The organism is Haloarcula hispanica ATCC 33960 (assembly GCF_000223905.1).
Classification (GTDB): domain Archaea; phylum Halobacteriota; class Halobacteria; order Halobacteriales; family Haloarculaceae; genus Haloarcula; species Haloarcula hispanica.
This window is the reverse complement of the sequence record NC_015948.1, coordinates 1,258,268-1,276,745: the sequence shown is the minus strand read 5'-3', so window position 1 is coordinate 1,276,745 and position 18,478 is coordinate 1,258,268. Positions and strand designations below refer to the sequence as shown.

Here is an 18,478-nt window from a genome sequence, read left to right as displayed (position 1 = left end):
GAGATTACAGGCGCTTATCAGCTTATTACGCCAGATTCAATACTGGAATGTGATACTTCTTTAGGTAGCTTCGCTTAAATCAAGAGACGTACTCCAATACAGTTCCTCTCCGAACTGCACTGGAACTTCTTGCGCTAGAAGGAAATCTTCCAGTTCTGGTCTCTCAAGCAACAGTGGACCAATCTCGCCAGATGACAGGTGGTGATATGAATAATCTTCTACTAAAGGCATAGTAATACTTCCCAACCCGTCGATGTCTGTCGGATACATATTCATGAATAATTTGAATCCTGTCTCATTAGGTGCTATTTCAAGCATATTTGGCGTTCCTCCTTCTGACTGCGTGACAGTAACACCACCATCACCAACCACGATATACTGCCCACCGAGAATACTCTCACCGCGTGCGATAGTAAGCGCGGCTCGAAGAGGGAAGCCGCAGTTCAACAGCCTAGCGACCGTTTCACCGATGCGAACCGCGCCGTCGTTCAGCACTTCGTTAAGCGTGACGATGCCAGCGATTGCACCCTTTTCGACGAGCGCTAACCCCTGGTTGTAGGAGTTGCAGGCGTTCAGCAGGAACGTATCGACCCCTACAGAGTCGACTGTCGTCACGTCGAGCTTGCCATCGCGGCAGACGAAGCCGTCGTGTTCGGTGTGGCCGATGTAGTGGAAGAACTCCGCGTCGGTCGTGAGAACGGTCCTGAGCTCCGCCGTCGTCAGGTCGTCGTGGACTGTGACATCGAACGGCAAGTCGTCGCGGGTGCCGTACACGTCGTCGACGACCTGCCGTTCCTCGTCCATGCGGGCGTCGTTCTGGACGACGCGAATCGTGATGTCCTCGGCGTTCGTGTCGCGGTCGAGTCGGTGTTCGAACGCCGCTTTGGTCAGCTTGCTCGCACCGATCGGGATACTGTCCCCGATCCAGGCCTGTTCCAATGAGTCCTCGGCCTGCGGTTCGACGTAGTCCGCCTCAGATGGAGCGGTCGCAGCGTCGGAACTCGCGGCGCGGGTGATGACGTCGTCCCGGGTGAATTCGGCCTCGACCTCCGCCGGAACGCTCGCCTGATTCAGCCGCTGTTGCTGATGCGTTCGGACGATAGCCAGGTCGTCGACGACGTACGGGAGCTGTTCCGCGTTCGCCGGCACCGGGTCGATGTGCGTCGTCAACCGCCACTTCGGGATGTGGTCCTCGATGACGTCGTACGGGACCTGCAGATAGGTAGCGACCTGCTCCGCCAGCGGCTGCTGATACAGCGACTGGAAGTTGAGGTCGACGTACGGTTCGATGGCCGCTCGCTCGTGTAAGTCGATCTGGTGGAATCCCTCGGTGCGCGTGACACAATCGAGGAAGAAGAGGCGTTTGAGCGTGCGTCCGACCTCGGATTCGAAACCCCGTGCGGTATCGAGCGAGTACGTGAATCCTGTGTCGGTTGTGAGCCGCGGCTCGGACGCGGGAACGAGCGAAGCCCCGAGGTAGTACGACAGCGGTGCGGCGACGAAGATCGAAGCGAGGTCAGGCGGCAGTTCGAGCGTGACACCAGTGTCCGGCCTGTCGATATCCGTCGGGATGTCCAGACTGTCTCCGACCTCAAGCGCCGGTGGATGGCCGCGAAGCGTCGGGTAGGAGCGCTCGGGGTCGTAGGCCTTGAGCGCCGACCCGAAGGTCTCGACCGCGGCCATCACGTCGGTCGGTTGCTCGGTCGTCGTGACCGTGGCCGCCGGCCGGTCGTGCTGGGAGCGAGCGCCGATGAGCAGGTCTGTCGGAGCGTCGAACTCGATACGGGTCCGGTCCGAGTCGACGGTGACCTCTACCGCGGTGTCCTCGACCCGCATATACGTCTTGATCTGGGTCAGCGGGTCCAGCACGTAGTCATCCGCCGGCAGCGTCTCAGACTCGAACTGGGCAACCTCAGCGGCTATCGCGCCGGCATCGTCACGGACGTACACCATGACCACTGTCGGCAGTTCGATAGCGCGCGTTCGGATCCGGACAGCGTCCCCGACCGGGTACTGAAACACGTCGGTCGCTGCCTCCCGGAGCGCGACGGGGGTCGGCGTGTGTATCCGGTAGCGCTGGCGCTCGATCTGATCAATAACCGCAAGTCCAGGGCGGTCGTCAAGCGGTTCGAACGTTAGAGTCATGTAATAAGCGAGGGGGACGGTATTACTCTCGTACAATGAGAACGACAGAAACCATGAAAAAGATATCGCCGACTTCGTTTTCTATCGGTCGGGGCCGCCCACGAGAGTCGCCTGAAACAGGGCGCTGACCGGACTCAGTCGGTGGTGCGAAGCAGGCACCGCTGTGGAAACCCTGGTAGCCGATGGGCGAAGCGGGTAAGGGCACCCCGGTCTAACACTCAGGTAGTGAAAGAGTTCGAGCGCAAACAGTTGCTGGAGCGCATCGAACGCGACAGCGCGACCGTCGGTGCGGATATCCCCGATGAGATCACCGTGCAGGGCGAGGAGATCGAACTCCAGTCGTTCGTCTTCGAAATCAAGCGTCGGGAGACGATTCCGCGGGGCGAGCGCGAACGCGTCGAGCAGGCGAAAAAGAACCTGCGGCGCGAGCGCCTCCAGCGCAAGCAGCGGATCGAGGACAACGAAGTGAGCTACGAGCGCGGCGAAGAGCTTGCCACGGCCATCATCGGTATCGACCGGGCGCTCAACGCGCTCGAACAGCTCGGTGCGGCCAACATCGAACAGGAAGCGCAGACCCAGGAGACGGCCGACAGGAAGCGCTGGATGAAGTTCCTCCAGAAAGCACTGGGTCACGAGGACGCGGACTCCGGCACGGGTCGTGCCGGGCGGAGCTACTAACATGAGCCGGAACGACGAAATCGCGACACTGCTCGAAGAGTTTGCCGACCTGCTGGACGCGAAAGGGGTGGAGTACAAGCCCCGAGCCTACCGCCGGGCGGCCGAGAACATCAGGGACTTCCCCGGGGCTATTGAGGGCCTCGCCGCGGAGGGGGAAGACAGCGTCGGCGAAATCGACGCCGTCGGCGATGCAATCTCCTCGAAGGTCGTTGAATACGTCAACACTGGCGAAATCGAGGAGCTAACCGAACTCCGCGAGGAACTCCCAGTCGAGATGGATGCTCTCACGGCGGTCGAGGGCGTGGGACCGAAATCCGTCGGCTCGCTGTACGAGGCGCTTGGCATCACCACCCTCGACGAACTGGAGTCGGCTGCCGAAGCCGGCAGGATACAGGAAGTCTCGGGCTTCGGGGCGAAAACGGAGCAGAACATCCTCGACAACATCGACTTCGCCCGCGAGGCCCACGAGCGGTCGCTGCTCGGCGAGGCGCGGCCGTACGGCGACCGGATTCGAGAGTACATGACCGGCGGCGACGCCGTCGAGGAGTGCGCGCTCGGTGGATCGATTCGTCGCTGGCGACCGACCATCGGCGACGTGGACGTGCTCGTCGGGAGCACCGATCCCGAGGCCGTCGTCGAGCGGTTCGCCGACTGGGAGGGACTCGACCGGGTCATCGAGTCCGGCGAGACGAAAGCGAGCGCCTACGCGGACGACGTTCGGGTCGACCTGCGGATCGTCGACCCATCGGAGTTCGGCGCGGCGCTGCAGTATTTCACCGGCAGCAAGGACCACAACGTGGCGGTCCGCAACCGCGCTATCGAGCGGGATCTGAAGGTCAACGAGTACGGGGTCTTCGATGTCGAGGGCGTTGAGGATGACGACCAGCGGGCCGGTGAACTAGTGGCCAGCGAAACCGAGGACGCAGTGTACGACGCGCTGGGCATGGAGTGGGTGCCGCCGGAACTCCGCGAGAACCGCGGCGAGGTCGAAGCCGCCGCCAACGGGTCGCTCCCGGACCTCCTCGCCGAGGGCGAGGTCCGCGGCGATATCCACACCCACACGAACTGGTCGGACGGCCGTAACACGATTGCGGAGATGGTCGAAGGGGCCGCCGCGTTCGGTCACGACTACCTCGCGGTCACGGACCACGCGACGGGGCCGGGGATGGTCGGCGGCGTCGGCGTCCCGGACGAGAAACTCCGCGAGCAGATAGTAGAGGTCGAGTCGGTCGCGGCGGACGCCGACATCGACGTGTTCACCGGCGTCGAGGCCAACATCGCCGCGGACGGCAGCGTCTCGGTCGCCGACGACTTGCTGGCGGACCTGGACGTGGTCGTCGCCTCGCCACACGCCGCGCTGGACGGGGACGGCACGGACCGCCTCGTCGCCGCAGCGGAACACCCCGACGTGAACGTCATTGGCCATCCGACAGGCCGGTATCTCAACCGTCGTGAGGGGCTGGACGTCGACATCAAGCGCCTCGCGGAAGTCGCCGCTGCCAGCGACACAGCGCTGGAGATAAACGCCAACCCCGCCCGGTTGGACCTCGGCGGCGGCGCGGTCAAGCAGGCCCTCGAAGCCGGGGCGACAATCGCCATCAACACGGACGCACACAGCCCACGCGATCTCGAACTCCTGCGCTACGGCGTCCACACGGCGCGGCGGGGCTGGGTCGAGACGGACGACGTGCTGAACACCCGCGACGCCGAGGACCTCCGCGAGTTCCTCGATGCCTGAGAATTCCCCAAGCGACCGGCTCGTGCTCGATGCGATGCTCGGCAAGCTCGCCACCTATCTGCGGATGTGTGGCTACGACACGGCGTACGCGCTGGACCGGGACGCCGAGGCTGATGACGACCTCCTCGCTATAGCGGAACGTGAGGACCGGCTGGTGATTACTCGGGACAGCGACCTCGCCGCCCGCGCACCCGAGAGCGTGCTCCTCACCGAGCGGGCAGTCGAGGACCAGTTGCGGGAACTCGCCGATGCCGGCTTTCATCTTTCACTCGCTCCGGAGCCGGCCCACTGTGGCGTCTGCAACGGGCCGGTCGAACAGGTCGATCCGGTGGCACCGACGCCGGAGTACGCACCGAACGCGGACGACGAGACGGTCTGGCGCTGTACCGACTGTGGACAGCACTTCTGGAAAGGGAGCCACTGGGCGTCAGTTCAGGCGACGCTGGACGGCCTGTAGAACGTAGAAAGTCAGCGGGCGTCGCTACAGTTCTTCAGCCGCGGCGACGGCCTCCTCGGTCGTCCCCTCGACGACCACGCCGGTCGTGACATCGTCCTCGGTCCAGTAGACGACAGCACTGTCGTCGCGCTCGATTGCGGTCGCGTTCTGCCCGTTCACCTGCACTGCCGTCCCGTTCTCCACGTCGTCAAGATAGCTCGACGCGCCGGTAGCGGTCAGAACTGTCACGTTCTCCCCGTCAGCGTCGTACTGCTGGGCCACAGCCGTACTCTCGGGCCGGCTGATGTACCGTGCCTCTTCGAACGTCCCGTTCTCGTACTTCGGCAGGTCCAGGTCCGTCGCGGACTGGGCCGCGTCGTAGGAGTCGTACCTCTCGACGGTCGTGACGGCGACCCGGTCAGCCGGTGGAGCGAACTGGCTGTCGTCGATGCTGACGTTGAAGTTCGTCTCCTCAACGGTGAGTTCCGTCCGGTTCGTCCCGTCGTCGGTGGTCAGCTTGTGGACCCGGTAGTCCTCGGTATCGACCCATAGCGTCGTGTTCGGCGCGTCGATGCTCTCGTTCGTCGGTTCGAGGTCCAGGACGTACGTCGACTCGCCGTCGACTTCGGCGGTCCCGCGGAGCGTCGCAGTGACGTTCTCCTCGGGAACCGGGTCCGTAGTGTCGTTCATCGCCGCGGCTTCCTCGGGCAGTTCGCGGCCGTAGGACTGGTTCTCGCCGACCGCCCAGACGACGGTTCCGTTCGTCCCCATCTCGTAGGACCGGTTCTCACTCGTGACGGCGGCCCACGTCTTGTTCGGCTCAGCGGCAGCGTACTCCACCGTCGCAGTCTTCGATTCCGAGTCGTTCGTGACGGTCACTGTCGCGGTCCCGGTAATTGTCTCGGCCGCATCGTAGCGCTGCTCGGTTCGGTCGAGCACGTCGTCGCCGGACGGCTGCCCCATTTCGCTGAGGCCGGACACGCCGGCGACCGCCCCAGCAGCCAGTAGTCCAATGGTGACGAACACCGCGACGATAGCTAGTCTCCGTCCGGTATCGGCTGTCATTGTCCGGGCTTAGGACTGGAGTGGTAAGTGGGTTCCTCTTGTCAGAAAACGGACTGTATCCGGCGGAATCTGCACCCGGCGAACCCCTCATTGCTGTCCAGTCCGTACGCCGGGCTGTGAGCGAGTCAGCGAACACGACTGTCCGCGTCGACGGCGTCAGCAAGCAGTACGACCTCGGCGGGACGGTGACGGCGCTGGACGACGTGAGCCTGGACCTGTCGGCGGGGTCGTACACGGCGGTGATGGGTCCAAGCGGTTCCGGCAAGAGCACGCTCCTGAACCTCATCGGCGGGCTGGACACGCCGTCGTCGGGGCAGGTCGTGGTCAACGGACAGGACGTTTCGTCGGCTAGCGAGGCCGAACGGGCTGACATCCGCGGCACCGAGGTGGGCTTTGTCTTCCAGACGTTCAACCTCATGCCGCGCCTGTCCGCGGTGGAGAACGTCGCCTTGCCGCTCGTCTTCGACGGCTGGGACCGCGACCGTCGCCGCGAACGGGCAGTGTCGCTCCTCTCGGAGGTGGGGCTCGCCGACCGTACCGACCACGTCCCCTCGGAACTCAGCGGCGGCCAGCGCCAGCGGGTCGCCATCGCCCGCGCACTATCGACCGACCCGGCGCTGATACTCGCCGACGAGCCCACCGGTAACGTCGACACGGACACCGGCGCGCAGATACTCGACCTGTTCGACGACCTCCACGCGGCGGGCAACACGTTCCTGCTGGTGACCCACGAGCGCCACGTCGCCGAGCGGGCCGAGCGCATCGTCCACGTCGAGGACGGTCACATCCAGTCCGTCGAGAACGTCTCCGGGGGGCGGCACTGATGGACACCGGCGAGAGTGTCCGCATCACGCTCCGATCTATCAGGGCGCACAAGCTCCGGTCGGCGCTGACGGTCGTCGGCGTCGTCATCGGCATCGCGTCGGTCATCACGTTCGCCACGTTCGGGGCCAGCGTCGAGGCCGAGATCGTCGGTGACATCGAGACGTCAAACGCGGGCAACATCTACGTGTTCGGGACGCCGTCGGGCGACGACGACTTCGACCGGACGCTCCAGCCGGTGTTCACGGAGTACGACATTCAGCAGTTAGAAGGAATCCAGGGCGTACAGGCGGTGCTCCCGCGCGGGATCGTCCAGACACAATCGATACAGCACGGGAATCGGACGCTCGCCAGACAGCAGGTCACGGCGACACGGCCGGCCAGCATCACCGACGGCGTCCTCGTCGAGGGGCGTTCCTTCGAGGCCGACGAGGAAGCCGTCGTCGTCAACGAGCGCATGGCCGGATCGTTCTCCGAGAACCTCACGACCGGCGAGCGGCTCACGATGACGATGCCCGACGGCAGCGAACGGAACGTCACCGTCGTCGGCGTCGTCAACGGGACCCGCGGCGAGGTCCCGGTCAGCGAGTTCGCTCGTCAGCCACGGGTGTACGTCCCCATCGACCCGTTCTACGACTCCGTCGTCGAGAGTCCTTCGGCGGGCGTGCGACAGCGTGCGTATCCGCAGGTGACCCTCGTCGTCGATCCTCGGGCGATCCCGGAAACGCAGTCGGCGATTCAGACGTACCTCTCCGGTAATTCTGACGCGCGGTCGCTGTCGGCCGACGACACGGAACTGGTCGCTCGCTCGGGCAACGACTTCGTCGAGGAGATCAGTGACGTCATCGAGCGCATCACGCGCTTCGTCACCGGCATCGCCGTCATCGCGCTGGTCGTCGGCGCTATCGGTATCGCCAACGTGATGCTCGTCAGCGTGACCGAACGGACCCGCGAAATCGGCATCATGAAAGCCGTCGGCGCGCGCAACCGCGACGTGATGCAGGTGTTCCTCGTCGAGGCCGCACTGCTCGGAACTATCGGCTCGCTGCTCGGCGTCCCGCTCGGACTGCTCGTCGGCTACGGCGCGACCCAGTACGCCGAGGTCACGTTCTCGCTTGCACCGCTGTGGATGGCGCTCGCGGTCGGCGTGGGCGTCCTTGTCGGCGTCGTGGCCGGTCTCTATCCGGCGTGGCGAGCGGCGCGGGTCGACCCCATCGACGCACTCAGGCACGAGTGATCGGGATTCAGAACACCGAAATACGTGGTCGTCGTACCGACGGGCCATGACCCTCTCGGAGGAGGCCCGCGAGCGACTCGCCGACATCGTCGAACTCCAGCCGACGAAAAACGGCGAGCTACAGGAGCGCTGGGACATGGACAGCGGGAGCGAGGTACACCAGTACCTCGAATCCGAACTCAAGGAGTACTACTACCGCAACGACAACAGCCTCATCTGTGCGACGCCGGAGGCGACGACGCTCATCGACGGGGAGGACTCCGAACGGATACAGACGGTGACAGTCACCCCGCTCCAGCAGGCTATCGTCGACGTGATCGCCGGGCCGGACGAGGAGAGCCAGAGCGTCGTCGCCGTGTTACACGCCCTCCGTGAGGTCGGTGAGGACCGCGACACTGACGATGTTCGCTCCGCGCTCCGCAGCCTCGCAGACAAAGGTATCGTGGAGACGGTCGAGAAGACGGTGCCGACGTTCAGGCTCGCCGTTCCCCGGGACGAACTGGACATCGAGCTATCCGAGGAGTGAGTGCGTCCCGCAGTACCGGTCGGTTACTCTGACAGCCCGGCCGCGGTGTCGGTCCGCTACTCCGACAGCCCCGGCCGCTGGCGGCGGCGTCGCCGCGCTAACACCCGTTTTATTGCTTTGCCCGGCCCGCCGTCGAGCGGCCAGTCCTTCGACCGCCACGCCGGCGGTTCCGGCTCGTAAGACGGACACTGCCCCCGACACTCCGCCGCCGTCGGGAGACACCCTTTCGCGGCGCAGTGTGGATAGACGCCAGTTTCGTCGGCGCTGAGTTGGAAGTGCCTGCAGTCGGGGCGCATCGTGTCCGCGTACGCGCGCCAGCCGCGATCGTATGCCCGTTCGGCGATGGCGAGCCGCCGCTCTTGCTTCCAATCAGGACTCGCGTACTCGAACCGCGCCGCGCTGGTGTCGTCGTCCGGTCGGTCCAGAATGCGCGTTCCGGGGTCGGTCACTGACAGCGACCGCGGTTGCCAGACCGCCTCGGCTGTGCCGGATTCGGGATCGACAGTCAGCACGCCGGCGGCCGCGGGCAGGTCCGCCAGCAGGACCGGTTCCACGCGCTCGTCGGTCGTCGCCGTCGCGACCCACACCTCGTCGGCCAGCGACAGCGCGATGTCCCGCTCCAGTTGTGGGACGAGATTCCTGGCGGCGCTGGCCGTCAGGTCGGGCTTGTTCTCGATGGCGACGACCCGACGGAGCCAGTCGGGATAGGGTCGCACCCGACGGATTTCGATGCGGTTGCCCCGCTTTCGGGTCTCGATGGCGTCCCGGTCGGCCGCCTCGTGAATCGACTCCCGGACGTACCGCCACGGATAGCCCGGGTCAGGCAGCGCGTCGCGGTAGTACGTCCAGTCGGCCGGCGCGTTCTGCAGGACGTGCAGGAGGTCCGAGTCGAACGCGTCTCCGCCGAACGTCGCTCGCTCGCGGAATCCGTCGGGGTCACACTCCAGTACAATCGTGTCCCAGCGTCGGTGTTTCGTCCCGAACTGTCTGGCGATCAGCACCGCCGCATCGTCGGACGGCGACCACGCTCGCTCGGCCCATTGACAGACGGCCAGTTCGAAGGCGAACTCGGAGTCTGAATCGGCTCCACCACTCGATGTCACGTATCTCGAAAAAATAGCCGGCCGCGTAAGAACTGCTGGGTTAGGCTGACGTGGTCGGACCTGTTACCTGCTGTGCGCTCTTGTTCGTCTGGCTTGCGAATGCCGTTCCGAACATACGGAAGACGGCGACCTGCCCGTAGTAGGTGACGAACGGAACGAGAACGAGTCCGATGACAGTAAACGCCAGAATATTGCTGATGAGGTTCGTAATAATGCCAACGACAATCGGCATCAGGACTGCGATGAAGTAGTCACTCGTAAGGACGACATTTTTCAGCAGCGAGAAGTCGAACGCTGCTCCAAGGCTGCCTTCGACCGCCATATTGGCGAGTGCTGCCGGGACAATATAGTAAATGAGAAACATTACCGGAATCAGAAGGAGCAGTGTCATGAGCCCGAAGCCGGCGATGATTCCGCCGCCAGAGTTCCCAGCAGCACCACCCAATCCGAGGAGGACGCTCCCGATACCGAAGATGACAGCTATGGGAACGATAGAGTACACGAGACCGACGATACTGAACTTGACTCCGTCGATGATGAGTTCACCCCAGTCGTCCCAGGCAGGTGGTTCGGATTCGCCCTCGACGGTCGTTCCGATCACACGAAGCAAGTAGCCGTTGAACGCGAACACTGGGATCAGGAGGAAAAAGAACACCAGCAGTACGCCGCCGATCAACATCTGTGCTATCCAACTGTCGCCTTGCATTGGGTACGATAGTCCGTCTTCTAACATTTTAGACGCCTCTTTGAAAACTGTAATCTTATCCTATTTAAAAATACTGTTAGTATTGGGGGAAATACTGTTTATAAAATAAATCCCCATTCGTAATTATCTCAACGGCAGATGATATCGCGGAAATAAAGGTTAGGCTACATATGGGGTGGGCAGTCGTGCATTTTACTATCGAATGTAATTCTGTATTTTAATTTATATGTTAGTTTAGGGGATCTGTGTTCATGGGCTGGTTATCCGGTGAGGTCACTTGAGCCGGTCAGCAAGCGACGACGGAGCGGTAGCTATCCAGAGCGCCGCGTCGGTGCTGGATGAATCCGGCCGAGTGTCGCCGCTCTCTCTACTCCTCGTCGTCCGCTCGTTCGTCGAGGAACTCGTCTGCCTGTTCGAGTATCTCGCGGGGGCCGTCCTGCGTGACTGTGTTGATGGCCTGCTCGTAGTCGCGCCACTGCAGGTCGCGGTGTTCTGTGGACAGTTCGGCTGACGCTTCGAACGATTTCGCGACGAACAGGTGGACCGTCTTGTGGATGGTGTTGCCGTTCGCCTCGAACACGTAGTCGTAGTCTTCGCGGAACCCGTCTAAAAGCCGGAAATCACCGATGCCGGCCTCCTCTTTCACTTCGCGTATGGCGGTCTGCTGGAGCTCTTCCTCGCCCTCGACGCCGCCCTTGGGGAACTCCCAATCGCCGGGTCGGCTCTTGAGCAGGAGGTACTCCCGCCGGCCACGCGTATCGCGAAAGAGGATGGCTCCCGCGCTCGTGGCCTCTATCATTATCGGATTTTATGACACCGCTACTTAAGAGAATATCGGAGACACAACGGAAACAGATGGCCTTTTGTCACTCGCGGCTGAGTGTTCGTCTACAGATGCCCTTCGTCACGACGCTGACTTTCAGCAGTGGGGACCGACACCGCCTCGAGGACATTGTCACAGAGATCAAAGAGAGCGCCGAACAGAAGGGGGTCGAACTGAAAGGCCCGCATCCGAAGCAGCCACAGGAGCTGCGGGTTCCTCAGTCGAAGTCACTGGGGCCAAGCGGCGGCCGCTTCGAGTCCTGGACTCACACCGTCTACACCCGAACGATAGAGATCGTCGGGTACGAGGAGTTCGCTCGGAACGTTACTCAGCGAACCTTCCCGAACGCCATCCACGTTGAGGCCGGCGTCGAACAGCGGACGCAGGTCGGCAGCGGGTCGTAGCCCCGGAGTGACTGTCGTCCGCTCCTGTGGATTCGTATAAGTAGCTGTGCCCCGTTTCGCCGGCATGAACGAGTCTCAACAGGAACGGCTCAGGTCCGTTCGGCGCGACTTACACAGCTATCCCGAACCCGCGTGGCGGGAGTTCTACACCACCAGTCGCATCGTCGACGAACTCGAACGGATCGGCGTCGACCAGTTGCATCTCGGTCAGGATGTCGTGGACGGCGACGCGCGGATGGCAGTCCCGGACGCTGATGAACTCGAAGACTGGCAGGCGAAGGCCCGAGAGGCCGGGGCTCGTGAGGACGTGCTGGAGGCCGCCACTGGGGGATTCACCGGTGCCCTCGCTGTGCTCGAACAGGGCGATGGGCCGACCGTCGCGCTCCGGGTCGACATCGACGCGCTTCCGATAACGGAGTCAGACAGCGTGGCACATGCCCCGGTGACGGAGGAGTTCCGCTCAGCCAACGAGGGGTACATGCACGCCTGCGGGCACGACGCCCACGCGACGATTGGCCTTGGCGTGCTGGAGGCAGTGAAAGAGAGTGATTTCAAGGGGACGTTCAAAGTCGTCTTCCAGCCGGCCGAAGAGGTTATCGGCGGCGGGAAGGCCGTCGCCGAAAGCGGTCATCTCGACGACGTGGACCACTTGCTGGCGATACATATCGGTCTCGATCATCCGACCGGTGAGATCGTCGCCGGCGTCGGCGGCTTCCTCGCGGTTCGGCAGTTCGAGGCGACGTTCACCGGCGAGACGGCGCACGCTGGAGGGCATCCCGCACAGGGACGGGACGCCGTACAAGCGTTGGCGACTGCCGTCCAGAACCTTCACGCGATTCGACGGCACGGCGACGGCGCGACCCGGGTCAACGCCGGGGTCGTCGAGGGTGGCACAGCCACGAACATCGTCCCCGAGGAAGCGACGCTGGAAGGGGAAGTCCGGGGTGAGATGACCTCGCTCAAAGAATACATGAGCGAACGGGCGGACACCGTCATGTCGTCCGCGGCCGAGATGCACGACTGCGAAGTCGCTGTCGAGACGACCGCAGAAGCGCCGAGTGCGGTGAGCGACGACGCGCTTGCGGGTGTAGTGTACGACGCAGCAGAATCAGTTCCCGGCGTCACAAGCCGCCTTCGGACCGACGACCTCGGTGGGAGCGAGGACGCGACCTATCTGATGGACCGCGTCCAGGGCCGCAGCGGGACGGCGACGTTCGTCGGTATCGGGACCGACCACCCCGGCGGCCACCACACGCCCACGTTCGACGTCGACGAGAATTCACTGGCAATCGGTATCGATGTCGTCAGTAAAGCGATTAGCCAACTGAGTGAGTGAATACGCTACGGCGCTTCCCAGCTGGCGAGTTGGATCGATTTGCCGCTATCCGGCGACTTCCAGTTCAGCGTGACCGTCGCATCCGAGAGATCGAGCGGGCTCCTCGAAAACATCACCTTCGACCCGGCTGTGATTTCCGAACCGGCCGCCGGTGCGCCGCCGAGACTCGGGAAATCGTGCTGCCCGTTGGCGGTTGAAGCCCCGCTAACGGTGATATACAGATTCCCGGCCTGAATAGAGTCGCCGCTCCGGTGCTCGATTGTCAGGCTGTCGGGACTACCCGCGTCGTAATCGAACGTAAACGCCGCCTGTGGCGCGCTTTGGCCGAGACTTCCAGAACCGAAATCGAGGAAGAACGTCGCTGCTGTCGCCGCCAACAGCACCGTTATTGCAACCATTAGAATGACACCAACAACTGGCGAGACTGCACTATCGTCGGGTTGGAATCTGCGTGCTAGCATGATTGACCCCCACTCGGGCGACGGTCGACACGCTGTCTCCGTCTCGGTGACCCCCCGGTCGACCGACCCCAGTGCGACTTCGTTTTGATATCATGTTGTTAAATAATAAAACTTGTTGTTCAGAACTATAGTTCATGATTTCAGCAACTACTATCCGAATAGCTGTTCGAAACGCCGTCGCTGCTGCTGGCAACCCCGCGCCAGAATATCAGAATCAAACGGAAAACGCAACGAGCCGCGGAATCAGTACTTGGGCTCTGCGCCAGTGACTTCGTAGATATCGTCCATAATCGAATCACGCTCGCGCTGCCAGGCCTCGAAGCCGCTGCGGTCGCTGGGGTAGGATTGGTAATGGTCCAGCAGCCGGTCGGCAGCCTTTTTCGTCTGGTAGAGGTCCCGGATGGTCCCCAAGTGGCCGATGCTCTTGACTGCCATCTTGATTTTGAGTCCGAGCCCGATACTGGTCGAGCCGCCGTACAGCGCCTCGGCGAGCTTCTCGCCGGGTAACGCGGCCAGCAGCGCCATCAGGTCGTCGACGTCGTAGGCGGTGGTGAAGATGTTGTACACGTCAAGCGCCGCGTACCGGGCGCCGAAGTGCTCCATCACGCGCTCGTTGTACTCCCAGAGCGCGGCTTCGTCGTCCGTCCGGCCGGATTCGATAGCCTCGATTGCCTGTTCGGCGGCGTAGGTCCCGGCGTAGGCCGCACCGGCGATACCGCCGCCGGTGGTTGGATTGACGTGTCCAGCGGCATCCCCGACGGCCATGAATCCGGGCGCGACGGCGGAGTCGTATGGCCGGCGCGTCGGCAGCGCAGCGCCGAGTTTATCCTGTACCTCCGCACCCTCGAACTCGCTTCGGCCCTGCAGGTCGCGCTTGAGGTCGTCGACCAGTTCCATCGGCTCCTCGTTCATCTGGAAACCGAGGCCGGCGTTGATCTCCGTGTCCGTACGCGGGAAGTACCAGAGGTAGCCGGCGGAGCGCTCGGTCGGCTTGAACACGAGCGCGTCGTCCCACTCGACCGGCTCGTCAACCTCGATAATCTCCCGGTAGGCCGAACAGAACTGCGAGTACTGGACGTTCGTGTCGAAGGTCGCGTCTTCGAGGTCGGTCTTGTCCTGCAGAATCGAGAGCGCGCCGGCCCCGTCGATGACCATGTCACCCTCGTATGTGACGGGGTCGCCTTTCCGCATGGCTTTCACGCCTGTCACGCGGCCGCTGTCGTCCTGCAACACGTCCTGAACGACCGTGTCGTAGTGGAACTCCACACCGCTGTCGTTTGCACCCTCGATGAGACAGCGACCGTACTCCCAGCGGTCGATGACGGCGAGTTCGCCCGGCACGGGAATTTCGAGAACGGTGTCCTCCTGTGGAATCTCGAACCGGCCGTGGTCGACATCGGTGTTGGTAAACGCCGGTTCGAGCTGTGACTTCGGAATCGCTTCAGGGAAGTCGCTGGCTCCCTTGAGCGCGTCCCCGCAGGCGATGTGGCCGGCCTCGGTCTCGTCCTTTCGCTCTACGACGACGACGTCGTAGCCCGCGTCCGCAACGGTCGCTGCGGCGTAACAGCCGGATGTCCCGGCCCCGACGACGACAACGTCCACGGAAACGGTCCGTGCAGTCGCCGACGCTCCGCCGGCGTTGCCGTCCTGGTGTGTGGTCATGCACTCCCGTCCTGCCCGGAGAGAGAAAATTATTCCGACTATCGGTTTTACGCACTGCTATAACTGTTTCTGCGATGCACAGCCGACTACGGGTGCGTCATGCGGCATTGACGGACAGCGGTCCGTTTCACTCCGGGACAGCGGTGATAAAGAGTTTTGCTGGGGGGTGTCAAAGGGCCGAGCATGACCGAGTACACGGTGACGTTCGTGGGGACGGGCGAGGAAATCACCGTCTCCGAGAAGGAGACGATTCTCTCGCGGTGTATCGAGGAGGGTATCGCCCAGGAGTACTCCTGCCGCGTGGGGATGTGCCTGGCCTGCTCGGCGAAGATTGTCGAGGGGTCGGTTACCCAGCCTGCCGCCCGCGGACTGACCGACCGGGAACGGGAGGACTACGCACTGACTTGCATGGCGCGGCCGCAGTCGGACCTGAAACTCGACCGCGGGAAGTACCCGCCCAGTATTGAAGCGGATGTCGACCTGGAGGACGGCGATCCCACGCCTGCGGACGACTAGTAGGCACTGAATACCACTACCATATAGCCTGCTAGAAGGTCTGTAAATACCTTTAACATACGCCTGATATATTGCCTGATATAGAGCGGTGAAACCGCGAATGAAGGACAGGTCATATAAGCAAGTGGCCCCTATAGAGTAATGACTACAGCGTCAGCGGACGGCCTTCGACGACTGATACACGCTTCCCCAACCATGACCAGCCGCGTATACAGACTTCACTCGACACTTGAACTGCCACTGGAAGACGCCTACGATTTCTTCGAGGATCCGGACCTTCCCCCCGAAATCGCTGACATCGACATCACCCGTCGAAACAATACGCTAATCGTCAGCGCTGTCGCCAAAGACGACTCCATGAGTAAGTACACCCCGACGGCCCAGCTCAAGGCCAGCGTCACGGAGAATCGGGTGTACGAGGAAGACCCCGACGAGATGGGACCGCCCGGGGCCGCGAGTACCGGGAGTTCCGGCGGTGGCCCCCAGTGGGGCGCACTCGAAGAGGAAGAGGAAGAAATCGAGTCCGAACTCGTTGAGTACGCCTGCTTCAAGGGCGACCGCGAGACCGTGCTCCAGAACACAGCGCTCCAGTACGCGATGTTCGAGGTCCTGTGTGAGGTCGCGAAAGTCGCGGAAAAGGGCACGCTGACGGCAATTGCGGCGGTCGACGAGGAACTCGAAGCTGTCCGCATCGTCGATGGGGAAGAGCGACCCGCCGCGATCAACGTTGCAGAGGAACCCCGCGACGGCGAGGAAGAAGAGGGCGTCAACTGGCGCGACAACGAGTTCATCTCGTAACGCGCGTAGTCCGGTCACGGATTCAATTTTGCTGAGCCGTAGCTCAACACAGAATAGCGGACGGTCCGAACCGCTACGCTGGCGTGATGCCCGAGAGATCGGCGTCCGTGAACCGTGACGCGATTTCGATTGTGAGGTTCGCTTCGATGTAGGCCGCAATCACGATTAGTACGGCGGCCGTCGCAAGCAGCCAGCCGGCTTCCCGGAGATCCTGTCCGGTGACCAGTTCGTCCGTGCGGCCGCGGATGTACTGTATCGTGCGCCACCCGAACCGGAGCCCGACGGCGGCGACGATGAGCAGTGCGGGGATCTCGATGAGGCCATGTGGGACGATGAGTGCGGCGACGACGACGGGCGAGACCTGCTTGAGTGCGATACCGACGACGACCCCGATGAGCAGGCCGTTCAAGACGAGCGACAGGACCGTCATCGAACCGAGCGAGATAGCGCCGAGTGCCATCACGAGCAACGCCCCGAGGTTGTTAACGGTCAGAGAGACTGTCGTGAGCTCAGCCGGCATGAAGGGATTCTCGCCGGTCGTTCCGGGGTTCTGAAGCCACTCGGCGGGTACCTGACTGCCGAGTCCGTACCCGAGGAGTCCACTGACTATCAGGATCAGCGCGGCTACAGGGACATAGCGCAACAGCCAGCGGTGAAAGAGGCGAGCCGGGAGGGTTGGGCGGTCGTCCATACCACGCCTTTCGCGCCGGCAGCAAAAAACCCGAGTGACCTGAACGGGCGCGGCCGCCGTTTTATTTGCCACCGCCTCACACACCTGTCGGCCATCCAAAAAGTACTTGGCACTCGTAATTATATCTCATTACACTATGTCCGAATCAGCAGAGTTCCCGGACTATCTGGACGTTGATTACACTGACGGGGAAGGCGAAGACCCCGAAGAGTACCCGACTGTCAACCACAAGATCGAGAAGGCAATCGAGGTCACGAAGACCGGCCTCGAAGAGTACGAGAACCCTGTCGTGATGTGGACCGGCGGCAAGGACTCGACGCTGACGCTGTACTTCGTCAAGGAAGTCGCCGAGCGCTTCGACCTCGAAGTACCCCCGGTCGTCTTCATCGACCACTATCAGCACTTCGACGAACTCATCGACTTCGTCGAACACTGGGCCGACGAGTGGGACCTCGACGTCATCTGGGCGCGCAACGAGGACGTGGGCAACTACGTCGACGAAAACGGCCTCGAACCGGGTGACGACATCCCCGTCGACGAACTCTCTGAGCACAACCAGCACCACATTCGGAACATCCTCGAATACGAGGAGGACACGTTCCCGTTCCTGCTCGACACCTACGTCGGCAACCACCTCCTGAAGACGGTGGCGCTCAACGACACTATCGAGGAGCACGACGTCGACGGCATCCTGTCGGGCATCCGCTGGGACGAGCAGGAGTCCCGCGCCGACGAGACGTTCTTCTCGCCGCGTCACGACCCGGACATCTACCCGCCGCACGACCGCATCCAGTCGATTCTCCAGTTCGCGGAAGCCGACGTGTGGGAGGCCTTCTGGAACTTCGTCGTCCCGGACACCGTCGAGGGCTACCCGGACGACGGCTACGTCCCGCAGGGACAGGACGACCTGCCTGAGGGCATCGAGAAGGAAGACGTGCCGGTCTCGCCGAAGTACTTCGCCGGATTCCGTTCGCTCGGGAGCGAGGTCAGCACCGACAAGTCCGCCGAAGAGCCCGCTTGGCTGCAGGACATGGCGAACACGACCGAGCGCGCCGGCCGCGCCCAGGACAAGGAAGACCTGATGGAGCGCCTGCGCGACCTCGGCTACATGTAAACGGCCACGGAACGACGCCGGTTCCGTATCGCTGTTTCTCTTGCTGTCTCAGTAGCGACGTTCGCCACGACAAACAGTAAATACACGGCCGAATCCGCCTGTCGACCGAGACGAGTGGTCGCCGGTAGCTGACCCCCGGAGCACAGAAGCCCCTATCAGCACTGAATATTGTCACTCTAACACTTCGACAGGAGTCGATGTATTCCGCGCCGGCAGC

At 62.7% G+C, this 18,478-nt stretch carries 19 protein-coding genes; 11 read left to right on the top strand and 8 right to left on the bottom strand.

Features of this window, described 5'->3' with window-relative positions; all coding sequences use genetic code 11:
• Positions 1-60: 60 nt before the first annotated feature.
• A complete protein-coding gene (locus HAH_RS06460) occupies positions 61-2,145 on the bottom strand; it encodes a caspase family protein (RefSeq protein WP_014040193.1) in 2,085 nt (694 codons plus the stop codon).
• Positions 2,146-2,370: 225 nt separating this feature from the next.
• On the opposite strand from HAH_RS06460, the gene HAH_RS06455 reads away from it, so the two are divergent.
• From HAH_RS06455 to HAH_RS06445, 3 genes are read left to right on the top strand one after another with little or no spacing between them, the layout of a single operon-like run.
• Entirely contained in the window at positions 2,371-2,823 is a 453-nt protein-coding gene (locus tag HAH_RS06455; RefSeq protein ID WP_014040192.1) for a DUF5788 family protein, read from the top strand.
• Between the two features lies 1 nt (position 2,824).
• Complete coding sequence (polX, locus tag HAH_RS06450; RefSeq protein WP_014040191.1) at positions 2,825-4,561, top strand: DNA polymerase/3'-5' exonuclease PolX; 1,737 nt, start codon at positions 2,825-2,827, stop codon at positions 4,559-4,561.
• On the top strand, positions 4,554-5,018 hold the full coding sequence (locus tag HAH_RS06445; protein WP_023843238.1) for a Mut7-C RNAse domain-containing protein: 465 nt from the start codon (positions 4,554-4,556) through the stop codon (positions 5,016-5,018). The genes polX and HAH_RS06445 overlap by 8 nt, the downstream gene beginning before the upstream one ends.
• A 24-nt stretch (positions 5,019-5,042) precedes the next feature.
• Here the strand turns inward: HAH_RS06445 and HAH_RS06440 are convergent, their stop codons facing one another.
• Positions 5,043-6,062 (bottom strand): LolA family protein, encoded by a 1,020-nt coding sequence (locus HAH_RS06440; protein WP_014040189.1) that lies wholly within the window; start codon positions 6,060-6,062, stop codon positions 5,043-5,045.
• A 116-nt stretch (positions 6,063-6,178) separates the two neighbouring features.
• Between HAH_RS06440 and HAH_RS06435 the strand changes: the two genes are divergently transcribed.
• From HAH_RS06435 to HAH_RS06425, 3 genes are read left to right on the top strand one after another with little or no spacing between them, the layout of a single operon-like run.
• A complete protein-coding gene (locus tag HAH_RS06435; protein ID WP_014040188.1) occupies positions 6,179-6,886 on the top strand; it encodes an ABC transporter ATP-binding protein in 708 nt (235 codons plus the stop codon).
• Positions 6,886-8,121: an ABC transporter permease gene (locus HAH_RS06430; RefSeq protein ID WP_014040187.1), complete on the top strand. Its 1,236-nt coding sequence runs from the start codon at positions 6,886-6,888 to the stop codon at positions 8,119-8,121. The genes HAH_RS06435 and HAH_RS06430 overlap by 1 nt, the downstream gene beginning before the upstream one ends.
• A 46-nt stretch (positions 8,122-8,167) precedes the next feature.
• Positions 8,168-8,647, top strand: coding sequence for a DUF5797 family protein (locus HAH_RS06425; protein WP_004516865.1), 480 nt, complete (start codon positions 8,168-8,170; stop codon positions 8,645-8,647).
• Between the two features lie 56 nt (positions 8,648-8,703).
• Here HAH_RS06425 and HAH_RS06420 read toward each other — a convergent pair whose 3' ends face one another.
• The 3 genes from HAH_RS06420 to HAH_RS06410 all read right to left on the bottom strand — a co-directional run bounded on the left by HAH_RS06420 (position 8,704) and on the right by HAH_RS06410 (position 11,255).
• Positions 8,704-9,750 carry a DUF5787 family protein gene (locus HAH_RS06420; protein ID WP_014040186.1) on the bottom strand — a complete coding sequence of 349 codons (1,047 nt, stop codon included), beginning with the start codon at positions 9,748-9,750 and terminating at the stop codon, positions 8,704-8,706.
• 40 nt (positions 9,751-9,790) lie between these two features.
• Positions 9,791-10,456, bottom strand: a complete 666-nt coding sequence (locus HAH_RS06415) for a DUF4013 domain-containing protein (RefSeq protein ID WP_225306753.1) — start codon at positions 10,454-10,456, stop codon at positions 9,791-9,793.
• 367 nt (positions 10,457-10,823) lie between these two features.
• Positions 10,824-11,255, bottom strand: coding sequence for a bis(5'-nucleosyl)-tetraphosphatase (locus HAH_RS06410; RefSeq protein WP_008309479.1), 432 nt, complete (start codon positions 11,253-11,255; stop codon positions 10,824-10,826).
• Between the two features lie 95 nt (positions 11,256-11,350).
• Between HAH_RS06410 and HAH_RS06405 the strand changes: the two genes are divergently transcribed.
• Together HAH_RS06405 and HAH_RS06400 are read left to right on the top strand one after the other, a co-directional pair.
• The gene (locus HAH_RS06405; protein WP_044951800.1) at positions 11,351-11,683 is read left to right on the top strand and encodes an uS10/mL48 family ribosomal protein; all 333 of its coding nucleotides are present in this window, start codon (positions 11,351-11,353) and stop codon (positions 11,681-11,683) included.
• Positions 11,684-11,747: 64 nt separating this feature from the next.
• Positions 11,748-13,019 (top strand): amidohydrolase, encoded by a 1,272-nt coding sequence (locus tag HAH_RS06400; protein WP_014040183.1) that lies wholly within the window; start codon positions 11,748-11,750, stop codon positions 13,017-13,019.
• Positions 13,020-13,024: 5 nt separating this feature from the next.
• On the opposite strand, the gene HAH_RS06395 is transcribed toward HAH_RS06400, so the two are convergent.
• Positions 13,025-13,417, bottom strand: a complete 393-nt coding sequence (locus HAH_RS06395) for a type IV pilin (RefSeq protein ID WP_014040182.1) — start codon at positions 13,415-13,417, stop codon at positions 13,025-13,027.
• A gap of 306 nt (positions 13,418-13,723) precedes the next feature.
• Positions 13,724-15,142, bottom strand: coding sequence for a geranylgeranyl reductase family protein (locus tag HAH_RS06390; RefSeq protein ID WP_014040181.1), 1,419 nt, complete (start codon positions 15,140-15,142; stop codon positions 13,724-13,726).
• A 183-nt stretch (positions 15,143-15,325) separates the two neighbouring features.
• Between HAH_RS06390 and HAH_RS06385 the strand changes: the two genes are divergently transcribed.
• Both HAH_RS06385 and HAH_RS06380 read left to right on the top strand, forming a co-directional pair.
• A complete protein-coding gene (locus HAH_RS06385) occupies positions 15,326-15,658 on the top strand; it encodes a 2Fe-2S iron-sulfur cluster-binding protein (RefSeq protein WP_014040180.1) in 333 nt (110 codons plus the stop codon).
• 195 nt (positions 15,659-15,853) lie between these two features.
• The gene (locus HAH_RS06380) at positions 15,854-16,456 is read left to right on the top strand and encodes a DUF7110 family protein (RefSeq protein ID WP_008309489.1); all 603 of its coding nucleotides are present in this window, start codon (positions 15,854-15,856) and stop codon (positions 16,454-16,456) included.
• A 73-nt stretch (positions 16,457-16,529) separates the two neighbouring features.
• On the opposite strand, the gene HAH_RS06375 is transcribed toward HAH_RS06380, so the two are convergent.
• Entirely contained in the window at positions 16,530-17,147 is a 618-nt protein-coding gene (locus HAH_RS06375; protein WP_014040179.1) for a stage II sporulation protein M, read from the bottom strand.
• Positions 17,148-17,283: 136 nt separating this feature from the next.
• Between HAH_RS06375 and HAH_RS06370 the strand changes: the two genes are divergently transcribed.
• Entirely contained in the window at positions 17,284-18,261 is a 978-nt protein-coding gene (locus tag HAH_RS06370) for a phosphoadenosine phosphosulfate reductase family protein (protein WP_005534748.1), read from the top strand.
• Positions 18,262-18,478 lie beyond the last annotated feature (217 nt).